14 protein-coding genes are annotated in these 18,397 nt (G+C 68.9%); all 14 read right to left on the minus strand.

Annotation, left to right across the window (positions count from 1 at the left end; genetic code table 11):
* Nucleotides 1-26: 26 nt before the first annotated feature.
* The 14 genes from ACZ7OI_RS26655 to ACZ7OI_RS26720 all read right to left on the minus strand — a co-directional run bounded on the left by ACZ7OI_RS26655 (nucleotide 27) and on the right by ACZ7OI_RS26720 (nucleotide 18,387).
* Nucleotides 27-971 carry a TolB-like translocation protein gene (locus ACZ7OI_RS26655; RefSeq protein WP_470266899.1) on the minus strand — a complete coding sequence of 315 codons (945 nt, stop codon included), beginning with the start codon at nucleotides 969-971 and terminating at the stop codon, nucleotides 27-29.
* Nucleotides 968-2,203: an MFS transporter gene (locus tag ACZ7OI_RS26660; protein ID WP_470266900.1), complete on the minus strand. Its 1,236-nt coding sequence runs from the start codon at nucleotides 2,201-2,203 to the stop codon at nucleotides 968-970. The genes ACZ7OI_RS26655 and ACZ7OI_RS26660 overlap by 4 nt, the downstream gene beginning before the upstream one ends.
* 9 nt (nucleotides 2,204-2,212) lie before the next feature.
* Nucleotides 2,213-3,856, minus strand: coding sequence for a discoidin domain-containing protein (locus ACZ7OI_RS26665; protein ID WP_470266901.1), 1,644 nt, complete (start codon nucleotides 3,854-3,856; stop codon nucleotides 2,213-2,215).
* Nucleotides 3,857-4,318: 462 nt separating this feature from the next.
* A complete protein-coding gene (locus ACZ7OI_RS26670; RefSeq protein WP_470266902.1) occupies nucleotides 4,319-5,374 on the minus strand; it encodes an NAD(P)-binding domain-containing protein in 1,056 nt (351 codons plus the stop codon).
* Between the two features lie 38 nt (nucleotides 5,375-5,412).
* Entirely contained in the window at nucleotides 5,413-6,627 is a 1,215-nt protein-coding gene (locus ACZ7OI_RS26675) for a GGDEF domain-containing protein (protein WP_470267158.1), read from the minus strand.
* A gap of 221 nt (nucleotides 6,628-6,848) precedes the next feature.
* On the minus strand, nucleotides 6,849-7,598 hold the full coding sequence (locus ACZ7OI_RS26680; protein ID WP_470266903.1) for an SRPBCC family protein: 750 nt from the start codon (nucleotides 7,596-7,598) through the stop codon (nucleotides 6,849-6,851).
* Nucleotides 7,599-7,731: 133 nt separating this feature from the next.
* Complete coding sequence (locus ACZ7OI_RS26685) at nucleotides 7,732-8,586, minus strand: FAD binding domain-containing protein (protein WP_370939524.1); 855 nt, start codon at nucleotides 8,584-8,586, stop codon at nucleotides 7,732-7,734.
* Nucleotides 8,583-11,021 (minus strand): xanthine dehydrogenase family protein molybdopterin-binding subunit, encoded by a 2,439-nt coding sequence (locus ACZ7OI_RS26690; RefSeq protein WP_470266904.1) that lies wholly within the window; start codon nucleotides 11,019-11,021, stop codon nucleotides 8,583-8,585. The genes ACZ7OI_RS26685 and ACZ7OI_RS26690 overlap by 4 nt, the downstream gene beginning before the upstream one ends.
* A complete protein-coding gene (locus ACZ7OI_RS26695; protein WP_470266905.1) occupies nucleotides 11,021-11,545 on the minus strand; it encodes a (2Fe-2S)-binding protein in 525 nt (174 codons plus the stop codon). Before ACZ7OI_RS26695 ends, ACZ7OI_RS26690 begins: the two co-directional genes overlap by 1 nt.
* A gap of 813 nt (nucleotides 11,546-12,358) precedes the next feature.
* A complete protein-coding gene (locus ACZ7OI_RS26700; protein ID WP_470266906.1) occupies nucleotides 12,359-13,471 on the minus strand; it encodes an XdhC family protein in 1,113 nt (370 codons plus the stop codon).
* On the minus strand, nucleotides 13,464-14,579 hold the full coding sequence (locus ACZ7OI_RS26705) for a vWA domain-containing protein (protein ID WP_470266907.1): 1,116 nt from the start codon (nucleotides 14,577-14,579) through the stop codon (nucleotides 13,464-13,466). Before ACZ7OI_RS26705 ends, ACZ7OI_RS26700 begins: the two co-directional genes overlap by 8 nt.
* Nucleotides 14,580-15,789: 1,210 nt before the next feature.
* Nucleotides 15,790-16,668, minus strand: coding sequence for an AAA family ATPase (locus ACZ7OI_RS26710; RefSeq protein WP_470266908.1), 879 nt, complete (start codon nucleotides 16,666-16,668; stop codon nucleotides 15,790-15,792).
* Between the two features lie 312 nt (nucleotides 16,669-16,980).
* Nucleotides 16,981-17,571: a nucleotidyltransferase family protein gene (locus ACZ7OI_RS26715; RefSeq protein WP_470266909.1), complete on the minus strand. Its 591-nt coding sequence runs from the start codon at nucleotides 17,569-17,571 to the stop codon at nucleotides 16,981-16,983.
* Between the two features lie 9 nt (nucleotides 17,572-17,580).
* The gene (locus tag ACZ7OI_RS26720; RefSeq protein ID WP_470266910.1) at nucleotides 17,581-18,387 is read right to left on the minus strand and encodes an IclR family transcriptional regulator domain-containing protein; all 807 of its coding nucleotides are present in this window, start codon (nucleotides 18,385-18,387) and stop codon (nucleotides 17,581-17,583) included.
* Between the last annotated feature and the right edge of the window lie 10 nt (nucleotides 18,388-18,397).

The following is an 18,397-nucleotide window of genomic DNA, read 5'->3' on the forward strand; positions in this document are numbered from 1 at the left end:
ACTATACGGCATAAAGAGATGTCGAATCAGCTGGCGACGGCAGGCGAGGCGGCTTCGTCGACCAGCTTGCGCGGGGCCCCGGACCCGTCCGCGGGCACCGACCACACGGCGTTCTCCAGGCCGTACAGGATCGTGTGGTCGTCCTGCCACAACGCCTGGTCGTCCACGCTGCGGGTCTCGGCGAGCGCGGTCTCCCGCATCGTCTTGAGGTCGAGCACGGACAGCCGCCAGACGCCCTCCCCGACCTTCTTCTTGAACGCGATCCGCGTTTCGTCCGGCGACAAGGACGGGCATTCCACGTTCTCCCGCAGCGCTTTGCCGCGGTAGGTGTCGTAGTCGCCCTCGATCAAGTAGGTCTTGCCCTTGGAGCCCAGCGTCGAGAAGAACCGCTTGCCGTCCTTGGCGAACGTGATGCCCCAGTAGTTGACGTCGGAGGAGAAGTACCGTTTCCCGTCTACCAGGACCGGCAGCTCCTCGATCGTCTTTTCCAGCTCCCCGTTGTCCAGCTGGTAAACCCCGGCGCGCGTCGAAAACCCAGTGGCAGCATAGGAATCACCGGTGACGAACAGCGTCCAGTACACCCGTTTGCCGTCCGGGGAAACTCGCGCCCGGCTCGGCGTGCCCGGCAGGTAATCCTTGTGCACGGTATTGAGATTCCGGTCAAGGACGCTGAAGTCGCTGACCGCTGGCAAGGTTCCGGGACGCACCGCGAGACACATCCCGGTCGTGCCGGACACGGCGAACCGATCGCATTTCAGGTCACTGAACTTCGGTGCGGCACCAGGATTCGCGAGCGGAACAACGCCGACGTTGCCCGTCTTGGTGCTGCGGAAGAACAACTGCCCAGGCGCGAGCGAAAGATGCTCGACCTTCGCAGGTTCGGCCGGGCTAGGCCGCGCGGCAACGGTGTAAACCACCGCAGCAGCCGCGAGCACCACGGTGCCGACAACAGCGAGAAGGACCTTTTTCATTTGCGCACCGGCCTTGCGAAAGCAGCGCCGAGCGCCACGACAGCGAGTGCTCCGGCCGCCGCGAGGACTGCGGGCTGAAGATCCCACAACGTCCAGGCGAGTCCGAAGAGGACAGACGAGAGCATCCGAGCGGCAGCCTGTCCGGTTTGGACCACCGCGAGACCGGTCGCCCGGAGGTCAGCGGGCACCAACGGTCCGGCGGCGGCCATCAGCACCCCGTCGGTAGCCGCGTAGAACACGCCGTGCAGCCCCAAAGCGAGCGCCGCGAGCCAGAATCCGGACACCGGCCCGCACAACGCGATCAGCGCCGCGACGAGCGCGACGTGCCCGCCGAGAAACACCGGCCAGCGCCCGATCCGGTCGGCCAGCTTGCCCAGCGGAACCGCCAGCACCAGATACACCCCGGCGGTGCCGAGCGGCAGCAACGGAAAGAACGTCGCCGCGACATCCCAGCGCCGCTGAAGCACCAGGTACACAAAGGAATCGCCGAGGGTCACGAACCCGAGCAGCGCCGCCCACACCGCCACGCGGCGGAAACCCCGCTCGCGCAGCAATCCGAACGCCGCCCGGACAGAGACCGCGGCCCGGTCGGCGATTTCCTGCTTGTGGTCCCGGACGAACAACACCAGCAGCATCACCGCGATCGCCGCGATGCAGAAGCTGGTGAAGAACACCGACGTGTAGCTGCCGAGGCTCAGCGCGAGCACGGCCATCGCCACCAGCGGGCCGAGAAACGCGCCGACGGTGTCCATCGCGCGGTGCACGCCGAACGACCGGCCGAGCGTGTCGGGCTCGCTGCTGAGCGAGATCAACGCGTCGCGCGGGGCCGTGCGCAGGCCCTTGCCGGTCCGGTCGGCGGCGAGCACCACGCCGATCGCCGCGACCGACGAACCGGCCGCGACCAGGCCGAGCTTGCACACCGCGGACAAGCCGTAGCCGAACCCGGCGACCGCCTTGAGCCTGCGCCACCGGTCGGCCAGATGCCCGCCGAGCACGCGGACCACGGCGGTGGCTCCCGCGTAAAGCCCGTCGAGCAGGCCGAACTGCAGCGGGTTCAGCCCGAGGCCGAGCACCAGATACAGCGGGAGCACCGCGGTCACCATCTCCGAGGAGATGTCGGTGACCAGGCTGACCGCGCCGAGTGCGACGACGTTCGCCGACACCCGGCGCAGGCCGGTTTTGCGCTCGGTGCCCGCCGCGACGTCCGAACTACGGCTTGTCGCGATGTACATGACCGGCCCCTAGTTGTGGCAGGTGTAGGTCGGGCTGCTGTCCTGGACCTTGCCGTCGAGACCGATCAGCTGCTCGGAGAAACTGTTGTCGGTCATCGTCAGCTTCAGCACGCCGAAGGTGTCCTTGAGCAGCTTCGCCGTGGTCGGGTGCGCGGAGTGGACCGGGTACGGGTTCGCGCCGCCCATGCCGCCGATGATCTCGACCGGACCGGCCGGGTTCGCCTTGCCGCCCGCGTCCTGCGGGACGAACCGCTCGTAGTGGTGGTCGTGCCCGTTGAGGATCAGATCGACCTTGTTCTGCGCGAACAGGTCCCACAGCTGCTTGGAACCGCGCTGGTCGCCGTGGTCGCCGGAGCTCCACCGCGGGTGGTGGTAGTACGCCGCGACGCAGCCCTTGGTGTTCTTCGCCAGGTCCTGTTTGATCCAGTTCATCTGGTCGGTGTCCTTCAGCTCGCCGCCGTCGTTGTCGTCGACGAAGCCGTTGGAGTCGAGGGCGATGAAGTGCCAGTTGCCCATTTCCCAGCTGTAGTACCGCTTTCCGTTCGGCGTGGCGATCTTGCCGAAGTACTGCTCGTAGGCCTCGAACGGCTTGTTGTCGTCGTAGGTCTCGTGGTTGCCGGGGACCGGGTGCGTGATGCTCTTGAACTTGCCCCAGGTCTTGTCGTAGTAGTCCTTGAAGTTCTGCAGCGACAGACCGGTGTTCTCGGAGTCGTACTGGTTGTCGCCCATGGTGATCACCGCGGCGGGGTTCATGTCCTGGACGAGCTTCGCGGTCTTCGGGTGCACGCAGCTGGAGCTGCTCGCGGTGCACTGTTCGGCGATGTCACCCGCCGCGGCGAGGACGAAGGTGTTGCCCGCGGTCCCCGGCTTCGTGTGCACCTTGACCGAGGTGCTGGCCGGCGAAGTGTTGCCGGCGGCGTCCTTCGCCCGGACGGTGTAGGTGTAGTCGGTGTCCGGCGAGAGGCCGTTGTCGGTGTAGGACGTGGACGTGCTGGTGGCGACGGACTTGCCGTCCCGGAGCACGTCGTATCCGCTGACACCGACGTTGTCCGTCGCGGCGGCCCAGGTCAGCGCGACGCTGTTGGAGCCGATGTCGCCCGCGGCGAGGTTCGACGGAGTGGTGGGAGGCTGGGTGTCGCCGGACGAATCCGGGGTGCCGTAAGCCTGAAGCTCCCAGAGGGAGTAGCCGTACTTCGTGGCGCGCTCAGTGCCGACGAAGCGCAGGAACCGGCCGTGCCCGGACAACCCGGTGAGGTCGTCGGTGCCGCCGTCGCCGTTGGTGACCGTCGAGATCGGCTTGAAGTTCTCGCCGTCGTCGGAGATCTCGATGCGGTACTTCTTGGCGTAGGCCGCTTCCCAGTTCAGCTTGACCCGGTGGATCGTGGCAGCCTGCCCGAGGTCGACGCGCAGCCACTGGGCGTCGGCGCTGACCGCGCTGGCCCAGCGCGTCTTGAGGTTCCCGTCGACGGCGTTGTCGCCGCCGAGCGTGGACGTCTCAAGCGTCGAGGTGCTGACCGGTTTCCCTTGGGACAACAGCACATCGGCGGCAGCGGCCTGGGCATCGCGCGCGGGCGAGACCGCGGCGGGCAACAGCACCACCGCGGCGGCCGGTAACGCGAACCGGGCGAGACTTCGGACACGGGACGAGGACACGTCGCACTCCTTCGGGCCGGACGGGAACAGGGCGGCGGCGTTACGGTTCTGCGGCGTCTCGTTGCGTTAAGAAAGTTTCCTAACTAAAACCGCAGAGTAGCGGGCCCGGTTTCTCCCGACAAGCCCGGAACGGACGTGAAACGATCAAGACCCGCGTTCCGCTGCCCGCTCACCGGAACGCCCCGCTCCCGTCCGAGGAAGTGCCGTGAGGGGAACCCTCAGGGCCGCTGATTCTCTCAAGGTGGCCCTCACGACACTCACGTCCGTGAAGGTGGCCCTCACGACCCGCAAGCCCTGAAGGTGGCCCTCACGACACTCACGTCCGTGAAGGTGCCCTCACGACCCGCACACGTCCGTGAAGGGCTCCCTCACGACCCCTGAAGTCCGTGAAGGGTCCCCTCGCAACCCTCAAGCCCCTGAAGGTTCCCCTCACGGCCCACAGGAAGGTTCCCCTCGCAGACCTCAGCTCTGCAGCAGCCGCCGGACTTCCTGCACCGCCGCGCGCCCGGCCCGGTTCGCCCCCACCGTGCTCGCCGACGGCCCGTACCCGATCAGATGCAGCCGCGGCTCGGCGACCACCCGGGTCCCGTCCATCCGGATCCCGCCGCCGGACGTCCGCAGATGCAGCGGAGCCAGGTGATCGATCGAGGCCCGGAACCCGGTCGCCCACAGGATCATGTCCGCGGGCTCGAAACTGCCGTCCTCCCAGACGACCCCGTCGGCGACCAGCCGCGAGAACATCGGCCGCCGGTCCAGATACCCCGCCGCCCGACCGGCGAGCACCTGCGGCGTCACCGGCAGATCCGTCACGCTCACCACGCTCTCCGGCGGAAGCCCGGCCCGCACCCGCTCGTCGACCTTCGCCACGGCCATGCGTCCCCAGTCCTCGCTGAACTCCTCTTCCCGCCACACCGGCGGACGCCGCGTCACCCACACCGTCGAACGCGCGACCGGGCCGATCTCCATCAGCAACTGCACCGCCGACGTCCCGCCGCCCACGACCACCACGCGCTGGTCGCGAAATTCCTCAGCACCGCGGTAATCCGCCGTGTGCAGCTGCCGCCCGGCGAAACTGCCGGGATAACGGGGCCAGAACGGCCGATCCCACGTCCCGGTCGCGCTGATCACCGCACGCGCCGCCCACGTCTCCGCGGGCGATTCGACCACCAGCCGCTCCCCCGCGCGCCGCACCGCGGTCACGTCGACCGGACGGTGCATTGGCAGGTCGTACGTCTTCTCGAAGCGCCCGAAGTACTCCGACACGGCCTCGCTCGCCGGCCGCGTGGCGTCCGGGGTCCCGAACGCCATCCCCGGCAGATCGTGGATCCCGTGCACCTTCCCGACGACCAGCGACGGCCACCGGTACTGCCACGCGCCGCCCGCGCGTTTGCCGTGGTCGAGCACGACGAACCCGCGTTCGTTGGCGAACCCGGCCCGGCGCAGGTGATACGCCGCCGACAGCCCGGCCTGCCCGGCCCCGATCACCACGACGTCGGTCTCGTGATCCGCAGTGCTCATACAACGTTCAACAATTGCCCGCGCCCGGTATTTCCGGCTCAGACCGCCACGCGGTTGCGGCCGCCGTCTTTCGCCCGGTACAACGCCGCGTCGGCCGACCTCAGCACCTCGTCGAGCGTCGCACCCGCCTGCGGGTAGCACGCGACGCCGACGGACACGGAGAGTCCGCTGATCCGCAGCGGACCTCCCACCGAGACCGTCAGCTCCCGCACCGCGATCCGCACCCGTTCGGCGATGCCGAGCACGTCGGTGTCGCCGGTCGCGGGCAGCAGCACCACGAATTCCTCGCCGCCGAACCGGCCGACGGTGTCGCTTTGCCGCACCGAAGCCTCGATCGCCACGGCAACCGCGGCCAGCACCTCGTCACCGGTGAGGTGACCGTACGTGTCGTTGATGCGCTTGAAGTGGTCGAGATCGATCATCAGCACGGCGAACCCGCTGCCGGTTCCCCGCCGCCGGGCCCGGGTGAACTCGCGGGTCGCCAGTTCGTGCCAGCCCGCGGTGTTGAGCAGCCCGGTTTTCTCGTCGGTCACGACTGCCACCTGCAGCTGCTGTTTCAGCAGAAGGTAGCGGTGCAGCAACAGCAACGGCGGCAGCACGAACACCACCAGCACCGGCTGATGGACGAACGCCAGCGCCGCGAGGCCGCCGAGACAGAGCGTCGCGATCTCGAAGGCGTTGTCCTCCCAGGTGCCGATGAGGTCCGCGGGAGAACGGCTGTTCGTGTACAGGTAGATGCCCGTCGCTACGAGGACGACGTTCACCAACTCGAAGACAGCTGCCGCCAGGACGAGCGCGAGGACGCCGTACGCGGTGTCGATCCGATCTTGATCCAGACCGCCGATGGTCAACACCGCAGACGCCGCGAAGCACGACAGCATCGCCCACGCCGTACTCGCCGCGAAGCGATGCGCGGGCCGCGTACGCACGTGTCGCCACACTCGCAGCCACAGATGCAGGTACAGCACCAACGCCAGCAACGCGACCCACGCCGGCGGAAGCAGGAACGCGCCGGCGAGGTACCAGACGGACGTGACGTTGATGTGCGTCTGGCCGCTCATCCACCGTCGCAGGCGCTCGATCCGCCGCGACATCTCGGCCTGCGCGATGCCGAGCCCGACGAGCACTCCGAACGAACTCAACTGCACCGGACCGCCGAAGCCGGTCGCGAGACCCGTCACCGTGACCGCCACGGCGACGGCCTCGCACGCCATCGCGTAGCCGATCCAGCGCCGCCGAGCGACCGCCCACATCGTCCAGCGCGGCGGCCAGCCGCGCCAGGACGTCACCGCGCCGCGCACCCCGATGGGGACAGGTGCCTGCGTCACGGGCGCCCCCACGCGAAATTCGGCCTACGGAAGTTGCCCAGGGTAGCGGGTCCGCTCCGGATCTAGCCGAACCGAGGGAAAAACCACCCCGCGAACTGCCCACCGGGCACGCTCTGAGTAGAGCGACGGGGCAACCTCCTGGCCAGTCAGCGGCGGCGCAGCTTCCGCACGATGGCCAGCACGATCAGCAGCACGACCGCGCCCGCGGCGACCGGGGCGAGCCGCTTCGCGACGGACTGCCCGGCGTAGTCGAGCAGGTCGATCGCCTCGGTCTCGCCGGTCGAACCGCCTGCCGGAACGCTCCGCAGATGCGGCTTCTCCTCGGCGGCAGGCTTCTCGGCGGCGACCGGCTTATCCTCGGCGGCGGGTGCTTCAGCGGGTTTCTCGGCGGGCTTCTCTTCAGCCTTGTCCTTCGAAGCCGCAGCCGGAGCCGGGGCCTCGGCCTCCTTGGCCGGAGTCTCCAGCGAGGCCGCGAGGTTCCCCGCGAAGGTGTCCAGGATCTTGCCGCCGACCTCGGAGATCAGCCCGCGCCCGAACTGCGCCGGACGTCCGGTGATCGCCAGGTCGGTGGCGACCGCGCCGTGCGTTCCGCCGTCGCGCTCGGTGAGCGTGAGGGTGACCGTCGCGGCCGCGGTGCCGCCGCCGCGCGAGTCCTTGCCGGACGCCTTGATGACGACCTTGCGGGCCGCCTCGTCCTTCTCCAGGAACTCGCCAGTTCCCTTGTACAGCAGCGAAATCGGCCCCAGCTTGACCTTCACCGTGCCCGCGAAGGTGTCGCCCTCCACCTTGGTGAGCGAGGCGCCCGGCATGCACGGGGCGACCCGCTCCGGGTCGATGACGGCTTGCCAGACCTCCCCGATCGGGGCGGGGACGGTGAATTCGTGGTCGAGCCGCACGGGCCGACCTCCTCTCCTGCACACTGCGTCGAGCCGTTGCCGTCCACCTTACGGCCGTCTCCCGGTCACCGTTGGCGTGAAGGACTCCTTGGGGGAATCAGATTCCCCCAAGGAGTCCTTCACGGCTGGTCAGCTAGGCGCCCACCGCCGCCGCGACGGCACGCCCAGTCAGCACCCGCGCGAGGTGCTGCCGGTATTCGACGTCGGAATTGCCGTCCGCGACCGGGTTGGTGCCCTCGGCCGCGTGCGCGGCGGCCGCCCGGATCGTCTCCGCGTTGGCCTGCGCGCCGAGCAACGCCTGCTCGACGCCAGTCGCCCGGACCGGTGTCGCGCCCATGTTCGTCAACGCCACCCGGGCTTCCTCGATCACGCCGCCCTCGGTGCGCACGGTGGCCGCCACCGCGCACATCGACCAGGCTTGCGCGACCCGGTTGAATTTCTCGTAGTGCGCCCGCCAGCCGGTGTGCTTGGGCAACCGCACCTCGACGAGCAGCTCGTCCGGGGCCAGTGCGGTGGTGAAGTAGTCCTGGAAGAACTCCGCCGCCGAGACCGTGCGGCGCCCGTTCGGACCGGCGAGTACCAGCTCGCCGTCCAGCGCGAGAACCGGAGCCAGCAGGTCGCCAGCCGGGTCCGCGTGCGCGATCGCGCCGCCGAACGTGCCGCGGTGGCGCACCTGCGGATCCGCGACAGTGTCGGTCGCTTCTTTCACCAACGCGGCGTGCTCGGCGATCAATGGGTCGCGCTGGACCTCGTAATGCGTCGTCATCGCACCGACCACGAGCGCGTCGCCGTCCTCGCGCACTCCGCGCATTTCGGCGACTTTGCCGAGGTCGACCAGCGTGGTCGGCGCGGCGAGCCGCATCCGCAGCACCGGCAGCAGGCTTTGCCCGCCCGCCAGCACCTTGGCGTCCTCGCCCGCCGCGGCGAGCGCCTGCACGGCTTCGTCCACCGTGGACGGAGCGACGTAGTCGAACGGAGCCGGGATCACTGGGCACCTCCGGAAGCGTCGATCGAACCGAGACCGCCGCCGGCCTCGCCGCCGGGTCCGCCGGCATTGGAGGTGCCGTTACGCACCGCGTTCCACACGCGCATCGGCGTGAGCGGCATTTCGATGTCGTTCACCCCGAACTGGCGCACCGCGTCGACCACCGCGTTGACCACGGCAGGCGTCGAAGCGATCGTGCCCGCCTCGCCGACTCCCTTGGCTCCCAACGGGTTCGTGGTCGACGGCGTTTCCGTGCGGTCCGTGGTGAACGACGGCAGGTCAGCCGCCGAGGGCAGCAGATAGTCGGCGAACGTGCCGGTGGTGAGCGTGCCGCTCTCGTCGTGCACGGCCTCCTCGAACAACGCCTGCGCGATGCCCTGGGCGAGCCCGCCGTGCACCTGGCCTTCGACGATCAGCGGGTTGACCACCTTGCCGACGTCGTCCACGCAGACGTACGAACGCAGTTTCACCTGGCCCGTTTCAGTGTCCACTTCGGCCGCACACAGGTGCGTGCCGTGAGGGAAGGAGAAATTCTCCGGGTCGAAAGTGGCGTCGGAATCGAGCGACGGTTCGACGCCGTCCGGCAGGTTGTGCGCGGCGAACACCGCGAGCGCGATGTCCTGGATGGTCGTCGACGAATCCGTGCCCTTTACGGTGAACTTGCCGCCGGAGTACTCGAGGTCGTCCTCCGAACACTCCAGCAGATGCGCGGCGATGGGCTTCGCCTTCGCGACGACCTTCTCGGCCGCCTTGACGATCGCGATACCGCCGACGACCAGCGAACGCGAGCCGTAAGTGTCGAGGCCCTTGTGCGAGGACTGCGTGTCGCCGTGCAGCACCTCGACGTCCTCGAAGGACACACCCAGCTGGTCGGCGACGATCTGGCTCCACGCCGTCTCGTGCCCCTGGCCGTGCGCCGACGCACCCGTCGTCACCTCGACCTTGCCGGTCGGCAACATCCGCAGCGAGGCGTATTCCCAGCCGCCAGCGCCGTAATCGAGCGATCCCAGCACCCGCGACGGCGCGAGCCCGCACATTTCGGTGAACGTCGAAATCCCGATGCCGAGCTGCACCGGATCGTTCGCCTCGCGGCGTTCCTTCTGCTCGCGGCGCAGCGCGTCGTAGCCGAAGAGTTCTTTCGCCTTCTCGGTCGCGGCCTCGTAGTTGCCGGAGTCGTAGGTGAGCCCGCAGACCGTGGTGAACGGGAATTCCTCGTGCTTGATCCAGTTCTTTTCGCGCAGCTCCACCGGGTCCATGCCCAGCTCGTCGGCCAGCTCGTCCATGATCCGCTCGATCGCGAACGTCGCTTCCGGACGCCCGGCGCCGCGATAGGCGTCGGTGAGCGTGGTCGTGGTGAACACGTTGGTGCAGGCGAAGTGGTACGCCGGGATCTTGTAGATCGCGTTGAACATGAACGCGCCGAGAATCGGCACGCCCGGCCCGACCAGGCCGTTGTACGCGCCGAGGTTGGCGAGCAGTTCGACCTTGAGCCCGGTGACCGTGCCGTCGGCCTTGGCGGAGATCGTGATGTCCTGGATCTGGTCGCGGCCGTGGTGCGCGGCGAGCATCGTCTCGGACCGGGATTCGTTCCACTTCACCGGTTTGCCGAGCTTGTTCGCGATCAGCACGGACATCATTTCCTCGGGCAGCACGCCGATCTTGCCGCCGAACCCGCCGCCGACGTCCGGAGCGATCACGCGCAGCTTGTGCTCGGGGATGCCCAGCGTCAGCGCGGACATCACGCGCAGGATGTGCGGCACCTGAGTGGCCGACCACATGGTCAGCTGCGCGCCGGTCGGGTCGACCACGCACGCGCGCGGCTCCATGAATGCGGGCACCAGGCGCTGCTGGCGGAACCGCCGCTTCAGCACGATCTCCGAAGAGGACAGTGCTTCCTCGACATTGCCGCCGGTGCCCGCCTCAGCCGAATCGAAAACCCAGAGCGCGTTCTTGTTGCTGCCCAACTCCTCGTGCACGAGCGGCGCGTCTTCGGCGAGCGCGGCTTCCAAGTCGAGAACTGGCGGCAGGTCTTCGTACTCGACCTCGATCGCCTCGAGCGCGTCATGCGCCTCCGCAGACGACCGCGCGACCACCACGGCCACGCCCTCGCCAGCGAAATTCACCCGATCCGCAGCCAGGATCGGACGCCGCGGCGCAGCCATGTCCGGCGTGATCGGCCACGCGCACGGCATGCCGATCGCACCCTCGGGGTCGAGGTCAGCGGCGGTGTAAACGGCTACGACGCCAGCGGCTTCCTTGGCCGCGGAGGTGTCGATAGAAACGATCTTCGCGTGCGCCAGCGGACTGCGGAGCACCGCGAGATGCAGCATCCCGGGCAACACGATGTTGTCCGTCCACCGGGTGCGTCCGGTGATCAGCCGCTCGTCTTCCTTGCGGCGCCGGGATTTTCCTACCTCAGGCTCGATCGTGGCAGTCATCATTCACCACCCACGCCGACGTGGTTGGGCTGATCGATCTTCTCGGCGTCCGGCCCCGCACCGGGACTCATGTGCTTGGCGGCGTCGCGAACCGCCTTCACGATGTTCTGGTAACCGGTGCAACGGCAAAGATTGCCCTCGAGCCCCTCGCGGACGGCCTGCTCGTCCGGATCCGGGTTGTCGGCCAGCAGGTCGATGGACTGCATGATCATGCCCGGCGTGCAGAACCCGCACTGCAGCGCGTGATTGTCGTGGAACGCCTGCTGGACCGGGTGCAGCCGGCCGTCGCGGGCCAGCCCCTCGACGGTGGTGACCTCGCATCCGTCGGCCTGCACGGCGAGGACGGAACAGGATTTCACGCTGTGCCCGTCGAGATGGACGGTGCACGCGCCGCAGTTGCTGGTGTCGCACCCGACGACGGTGCCCACCTTCCCGACGCGTTCCCGTAAGTAGTGGACGAGCAGGGTGCGCGGCTCGACGTCATCGGTGTATTTCGTGCCGTCGACAGTGACGGTGATGCGCATCAAAGGCCTCCAAGTGCAAATGCCCGCCAGCCCCGGCGGAGGCGGCGGGCCGGTTCGGGAACGGCCAAGGCGCGATCGTGATCGGCCTCACAGGCGAGCGTGCTACGCCTTTCGCGCGCGGACAAGTCCTGATGTCGCACGTCGCCGGGATGGTTCCGCAGATGCGGGGGTTTTTGGTGCTTTCGATGCGCAGATGCGTGAAGCCGGACGGGTGATTTTTCGGCGGTCCGGGGTGGTGGGCGGATCTTCCCGTGAGGGCCGGGTTTCGGGTCGGGGGTTCACCGGGTTTCGTTGCTGGAAGGGGTTTTCCCGGCGGATTGCGCTGGCGCTGGGGGCCGTTCCGGCTGCCCGGCACGGTTGCCTGATCTCGGACTGGACGGTTCTGGCTGGTGCCGGACGTCCTGGCGGCTACTGCCGCGCCGCTGTCGCCGGGGATACGCTGTTCGCTCCCAGGTCCCGGCCGGAGCGGGCCCGCCCCGGTGCCGCACTTCCCGACGGCTATCGCCCCACCGCTATCGCCGGAGATACGCCATTCGCCTCCCCGGCAAAGTTCCCAAGCCCAGCCGGAACGGGCCCGCCCTGGCACCGCACTTCCCGACGGCTACCGCCCCACCGCTATCGCCGGGAATACGCCGTTCGTCTCCCCGGCAAAGTTCCCAAGCCCAGCCGGAACGGGCCCGCCCCGGCACCGCACTTCCCGACACCGCCGCCGAGCCCCGGGTCCTCTCAGGCGCATGCCGCGTGCCCGGTGCGCAGCACTAGGCGTCCAATCCGAGCCCAGGCAGCGCCCGTCTTTCAGCTGCCTCGCCCCGGTCAGCTGTGAATCCGCCCGGTCAACGCGGCCAGTCGTCGCCCGGTCCCGCTCCAGCGCAGCGCGATGATCTCCGCCGCGATCGACACGGCCGTCTCCTCCGGCGTGCGCGCGCCGAGGTCGAGGCCGATCGGCGACGACAGGCGTTCCAGCTCGCCCTCGGTGATCCCCGCCTCGCGAAGCCGCGCGAACCGGTCGTCGTGCGTCTTGCGCGAACCCATCGCGCCGACGTACCCGACGTCGAGCCGCAACGCCACCTCCAGCAGCGGCACGTCGAACTTCGGATCGTGCGTCAGAACCGCGATCGCCGTCCGCGCGTCGACCCGTCCCGCGTCGGCCTCGGCCTTCAGGTAGCGGTGCGGCCAGTCGACGACCACGTCGTGCGCCTCCGGGAACCGGCTGCTGGTCGCGAACACCGGACGCGCGTCGCAGACCGTCACCTGATACCCGAGATAAGCACCCATCCGTGCCATCGCGGCAGCGAAGTCGATGGCACCGAACACCAGCAGTCGCGGCGGCGGTTCGAAGGAGTTCACGAAAACCGCCATGCCCTCGCCGCGGCGCTGCCCGTCCGGTCCGTAGTGGAGCGTCCCGGTGCGTCCAGCGGCGAGAAGCCCGCGCGCGTCGTCGGCGACGGCATCGTCCATCCGGGACGAGCCAAGGGACCCCTCGACCCGATCCGGCCACACGATCATGTGCTCGCCGACCAGTCCCGGCGTCTCGTGCTCCACGATCGTGACGACCGCGACCGGTTCGCCGCTGCGCACCGACTCGACGACGCGCTCCAGCTCCGGCATCGAAGCGCGGTCCACCGGCTCGACGTAGATGTCGATGATCCCGCCGCAGGTCAGCCCGACCGCGAAGGCGTCGTCGTCGCTGACGCCGTAGCGCTGCAAAACCGGCTTCCGCTCGGCGACGACGTCGTTGGCCAGCTCGTAGACCGCGCCCTCGACGCAGCCGCCGGAGACGCTCCCGACGACCGTGCCGTCCGGCGCGACCATCATCGACGCGCCCGGCGCCCGCGGCGCCGACGAAAACGTGGCCACCACCGTGCCGAGCCCGACCGTTTCGCCCGCCTGCCAGCGGCGGTACACGTCGTCCAGTACGTCACGCATCGGCAATCTCCCCGAGGAGTCGTTCCAACGTCGCCAGGCTGTGCCCGGCCAGCAACCGGTCGATGTGCGGCAGGGCGGCCACGATGCCGGATTGGACCGGAGCATAACCCTCGCGCCCTGCGTGCGGATTCACCCAGAATACGGCGTGCGCGAGACGACGCAGCCGGCCGAGCTGTTCGGCGAGCAAGCTGACGTCGCCGCGTTCCCACCCGTCGGAGAACACGGTGACTACCGCGCGTCGCGCGAATCCGCGCTGCCCCCATCGGTCGAGAAACACCCGAAGCGTCTCGCCAAGCCGCGTCCCACCAGCGAAATCAGGCACCGCGCTGCCAGCGGCGAGCATCGCCTGCTCCGGATCGCGCTGCCTGAGCTGACGAGAAACCCGCGTCATCCGGGTACCCAGCGTAAACACCTCGACCGACATCGGCGCCGCCCGCGCGACGACGTGCGCGAACCGCAGCAACGCGTCGGCATACGGGCTCATCGAACCGGAAACGTCGATCAGCAACACGACTTTCCGCGCCCGCGTCCCCCGGCGATAATGCGCCAGCCGAACGGGCTCGCCCCCGGACGCGAGCATGGCCCGCAAAGTCCGCGCCGGATCAAGCGCACCGCGATGCGAAGGCGTCCGCCGCGCCGCCCGCCGCCGGGGCAGCACCGGCCGCAGCGTCGCGAGCAACTCCCGCAAATGCGCCCGCTCAGCCTTGGTGAGCTCGGCGAGATCCCGATGCCGGAGAACCTCGTGATCGCTGGCCGCGACCCGGAGCGTGTCGTGAGATTCCTGGGTGCTGTCGCCCTCGCCGCCAGCCGCGATGAGAGGAGCGATCCGCGCCTGCTTCCGCACCGGAGTCCCGGCGGTCGCCCTAGGACTGTCGTCCCCTTCGAACCACCGCGCGAAAGCTTCCTCGTAGCGAGGCAGGTCGTCGGGATCGGAGCACAGGGTCAAGCGGCCGACCCAGTAGAGCTGCGTCGGCCGAGCAATATCGACCTTCGCCACCCCGGACAAGTAGGCCTGCACCCGCCGCGCGTCACAGGCGACGCCCGCCTCGCGCAACGCCGCCGCGAACCCCGCGTAACCAGCGAGCGGGTCAGCGACTTGGGTGTTCATGTCCCCCATTGTGACCCCAATGCCGAAACCCGCGCCGCGACAGCCGATCCGGCTTTGCCCAGACGTTCTCCACGCGCCCTGGCAGCGACCGGTTCGGCCACAGTGAGGTGCGGTCGTCCGGTCACAGGGTGCCGGTTGTCGGCAGTGATCTTGGGGCGCAGAGGTTTCTGGCCATACAGAGCTCTTTGATCGCGCGGACGTTCTTGACTGGGCCGAAGTTCTTGGGCATGCGGCGGTTCTTGGGCGCGCGACGGTTCCGGCTTGAGCTGCTCCAGCTCGCCAGTGTTCCTCCGCACCGCCATTCCAGCGTCAACCGCGTCGGCCGCGCAGATGTTCCGTCTCGCGCAAACTCGCCACGCCACGAGGCCTGTGGACCGTTCCGTCCAGCTTTCGCTGGCGCACTCCACCGGACCAACGTTCGTGAACCCAGCACCGCCCGCCGAGCAACACTCCAAGATCCCTTGCCCACACCGAGCACAAGACAGCACGGCAGGGCCCGCGCAGAAACCCGCGAGCATCCCGCTCCCCAGCCCAAGCCGAGGCTGCACCAACTTCCGCAGCTGCCCCAGCTCAACCGGGCGCAGCATTACGCCGCACCAACTCCTCAGCCGACTCAGCCCAACCGGCCCGGCATCACGGTCCCAGCCGCCTCAACTCGACCAGCCCAGCACTACGCCGCGCCAACTCCCCAGCCGACTCAGCTCGACCAGCCCAGCATTACGCCGCGCCACTTCCGCAGCCGCCTCAACTCGACCGGGCGCAGCACTACGCCGCGCCAACTCCCCAGTCGCCTCAACTCGACCGGGCGCAGCACTACGCCGCGCCAACTCCCCAGTCGCCTCAGCTCGCGCGGCCCAGCACTACGCCGCACCAAAGCCCCGAAGCCCGCGCCAACCACGGCCCCGACAAAGGGCGGCCGCGCACGCCGTCCCGCCTCCGGGACAGCGTGCGCGGACCGTGGTTGCGCGCAGCGGCCAGCCCCGGTAGCACAAGGCGGGCGCGCGGAACCTTCAGGAAAGAACGGAACTCAGCGGAGCACCAGGAGGGCACTCCGGACGAAGTCGGTCACGAGCCCTCCTTCCGGCACAGTCAACAGTCACAGGCACAAAAATCAGTGAAGTCGGCGAAGTCATCCAGTGATGCTCCAAGCATGCCCGATCCGGCACCCCGCCGCAACGGAATTACCCAACCGTCCACAGTGGACGCATGCTCAGGAGAACAGGGTGTCCAGCTTCGCCCGCACCCGGTCGAGATCCTCGCTGTACTTCAGCACCGCACCGAGGGTGCGCGCGGCCGTCGCGGCGTCCAGTTCGTCGCGCTGGAGCGCGAGCAAAGCCCGCGCCCAGTCAAGGGATTCGGCGACGCCCGGCGGTTTGAGAAGGTCCATCGTCCGCAGCCGGTGCACCGCGTCGGCGATCTGCCGGGCGAGCGTCTCGCCGATCCCGGGCAACCGGCGGCGCAGGATGCTGATCTCACGAGCAAGGTCCGGATGCTCAAGCCAGTGGTAAAGGCACCGCCGCTTGAGCGCGTCGTGCACCTCGCGAGTCCGGTTGGACGTCAGCACGACCAGCGGCGGCTGTTCGGCACGCACCTCGCCGTACTCCGGGATCGTGACGGTGTATTCGTCCAGCAGCTGCAAGAGAAACGCTTCGAACTCATCGTCAGCACGGTCGATCTCGTCCACAAGCAGCACGCACGGCGTCGTAGTGAGCGCCTGCAGCAGAGGACGCGCGAGCAAGAACCGCTCCGTGTACAGCGAGCGCTCGGCGGTTTCCGCGTCGAGCCGTCCGCCGTCGGCCGCTTCGAGAGCGCGCAGGTGCAGCAGCTGACGGGGGAAGTCCCATTCGTAGAGAGCCTGCGCGGCGTCGATGCCCTCGTGACACTGAAGTCGCACCAACGGCCACTGCAACGCCTCGGCCAATGCGAGCGCCAGCGACGTCTTCCCGGTGCCCGGCTCGCCCTCGCAGAAGAGCGGTCGCTGCATCTGGGTCGCGAGGAATCCCGCGGTGGCCAGCCCCTCGTCGGCGAGGTAACCGGTGGTGTCGAGGGCAGCCGCGAGCGCGTCGGGCGAGGAGAGGGACTCTGTCACATCCCCGATCGTAGATCTGCGACCGCCAGGTTCGCCGTTCGCCGCCGCCCGGACTGCGATCCGGCACTGCTCAGCCGCAAGCCGGGTCGCCGCAGATTCAGCGCCGTTCACCGCCAGGCCGGAGACGAATCCAGCCGCCTCGGCGGCACGACACAGTCCGACCTGGACTCCAGCCCCTGCCCGGACGGGAAACTCGCCCAGATCCAGCAACGCGCCCAGGTCACCGCAAGCCCGTCATCACCCAGCCCTGCGTCGACGCCATCCCGACGAGACAGACCGAAGAACCCCAGCCAGACCTCGCGCGCGCACCGTTCATCGCCGCTCCGCCCCAGGCCCAGCCAGATCCCCGGGCCGATCGACATCGCTGCCGCTACCGAGATCCCCGCACTCGACAAGCCGCACGTCAGACCGTCCGCGCAACCACTCCCGCGCCCCGCGGTCGCCGCTCGCCGAACCCGCGACCTCACCCCACCAGCGTCGCCCGAACAACACCGGATGCCCAGGAACCCCCTGGTAAGCCGCCCGGACGACCGCGTCCTCGGAAGCCTCCCCGACGATCCGCGCGAGCGCCTCGGCAGGCACCCACGGCAGATCCACCAGGTGCACCAGCACCGCCACCGCCGACTCCCCCGTCAGCGATTCGAGCCCGGCCTTCAGCGACTCCCCCATCCCGTCCTGCCACCGCGCGGCAGGCACCGAAGTCACCTCCGGCGGCAGCAGCTCCCGGACCTGCTCAGCCGACGCGCCGACGACCACTCGCACCGAGGCGCACCCGGCCTCGACCAGGTTCCGGACCGCCCGCTGAACCAGCGGTTCGCCGTCGTACTCGACCAGCGCTTTGGGCCCGCCGAACCGCCGCCCCGCTCCGGCGGCGAGCAGCAGTCCGGCAACCGGTTCCGACATCCCCGCTCCTCAGCCCTGCGCCGCTCGCCCGGGCGCGACAGCGGCGAGCTCTGCCGAAATGGCAGCCGCGGTCTCGAGCAGCGGCGGAACGAACTGAGTCCGGACGACGTCCACCGGCGTCCGGCTCGCGTGCGTAGAGATGTTCACCGCGGCGACCGCGCGGCCCTTCCGGTTGCGGATCGGCGCGGCGACCGAGCGCAGGCCTTCTTCGAGTTCCTGGTCGACCATCGCCCAGCCCTGCTCCCGGACCTGGGCCAGCTCGGCCTCGAGCGCGGCGCGCTGGGTGAGCGTGCGCGCGGTCAGCTGGTTGAGGTCGGCGACGATGAAGTAAGCGTTGAGTTCAGTCCTGTCCATGTCGGCGAGCAGCACGTGCCCCATCGAGGTGGCGTGCGCGGGGAACCGCGTGCCGACGTTGATGCTCACCGTCATGATCCGCGACACCGCGACGCGCGCGACGTACACGATGTCAGCGATCTCCAGCACCGACACAGAACTCGACTCGTGCACTTCCGCCGACAACCGCTCCAGGTGCGGTTGCGAGATCTCGGCCAGGCTCAGGCTGGACAGATAGGCGTAGCCGAGTTCCAGCACGCGCGCGGTGAGCGAGAAGTACTTGCCGTCGGTGCGAACGTACCCGAGGTCCACGAGCGTCAGCAGAAACCGGCGGGCGGCCGCGCGGGTCAGCCCGGTGACGCGCGCGACGTCACTGAGCGTCGGGTGCGGTGCCTCGGCGCTGAACGCCTTGATCACCGCCAGCCCGCGTTCCAGCGACTGCACGTGGTGCGCGCCGCGTTCGGCCTGGTCGTCGGATTCCATGCGGCGAACC

Source organism: Amycolatopsis sp. NPDC114503, from assembly GCF_055633655.1.

Coding starts and splice junctions, on each gene's coding strand:
- ACZ7OI_RS26700 (WP_470266906.1), bottom strand. CDS start 13,471: ATGCGTGACGTACTGGACGACGTGTACCGCCGCTGGCAGGCGGGCGAA.
- ACZ7OI_RS26655 (WP_470266899.1), bottom strand. CDS start 971: ATGAAAAAGGTCCTTCTCGCTGTTGTCGGCACCGTGGTGCTCGCGGCT.
- ACZ7OI_RS26715 (WP_470266909.1), bottom strand. CDS start 17,571: ATGTCGGAACCGGTTGCCGGACTGCTGCTCGCCGCCGGAGCGGGGCGG.
- ACZ7OI_RS26695 (WP_470266905.1), bottom strand. CDS start 11,545: ATGCGCATCACCGTCACTGTCGACGGCACGAAATACACCGATGACGTC.
- ACZ7OI_RS26660 (WP_470266900.1), bottom strand. CDS start 2,203: ATGTACATCGCGACAAGCCGTAGTTCGGACGTCGCGGCGGGCACCGAG.
- ACZ7OI_RS26690 (WP_470266904.1), bottom strand. CDS start 11,021: ATGACTGCCACGATCGAGCCTGAGGTAGGAAAATCCCGGCGCCGCAAG.
- ACZ7OI_RS26675 (WP_470267158.1), bottom strand. CDS start 6,627: ATGTGGGCGGTCGCTCGGCGGCGCTGGATCGGCTACGCGATGGCGTGC.
- ACZ7OI_RS26720 (WP_470266910.1), bottom strand. CDS start 18,387: ATGGAATCCGACGACCAGGCCGAACGCGGCGCGCACCACGTGCAGTCG.
- ACZ7OI_RS26670 (WP_470266902.1), bottom strand. CDS start 5,374: ATGAGCACTGCGGATCACGAGACCGACGTCGTGGTGATCGGGGCCGGG.
- ACZ7OI_RS26705 (WP_470266907.1), bottom strand. CDS start 14,579: ATGAACACCCAAGTCGCTGACCCGCTCGCTGGTTACGCGGGGTTCGCG.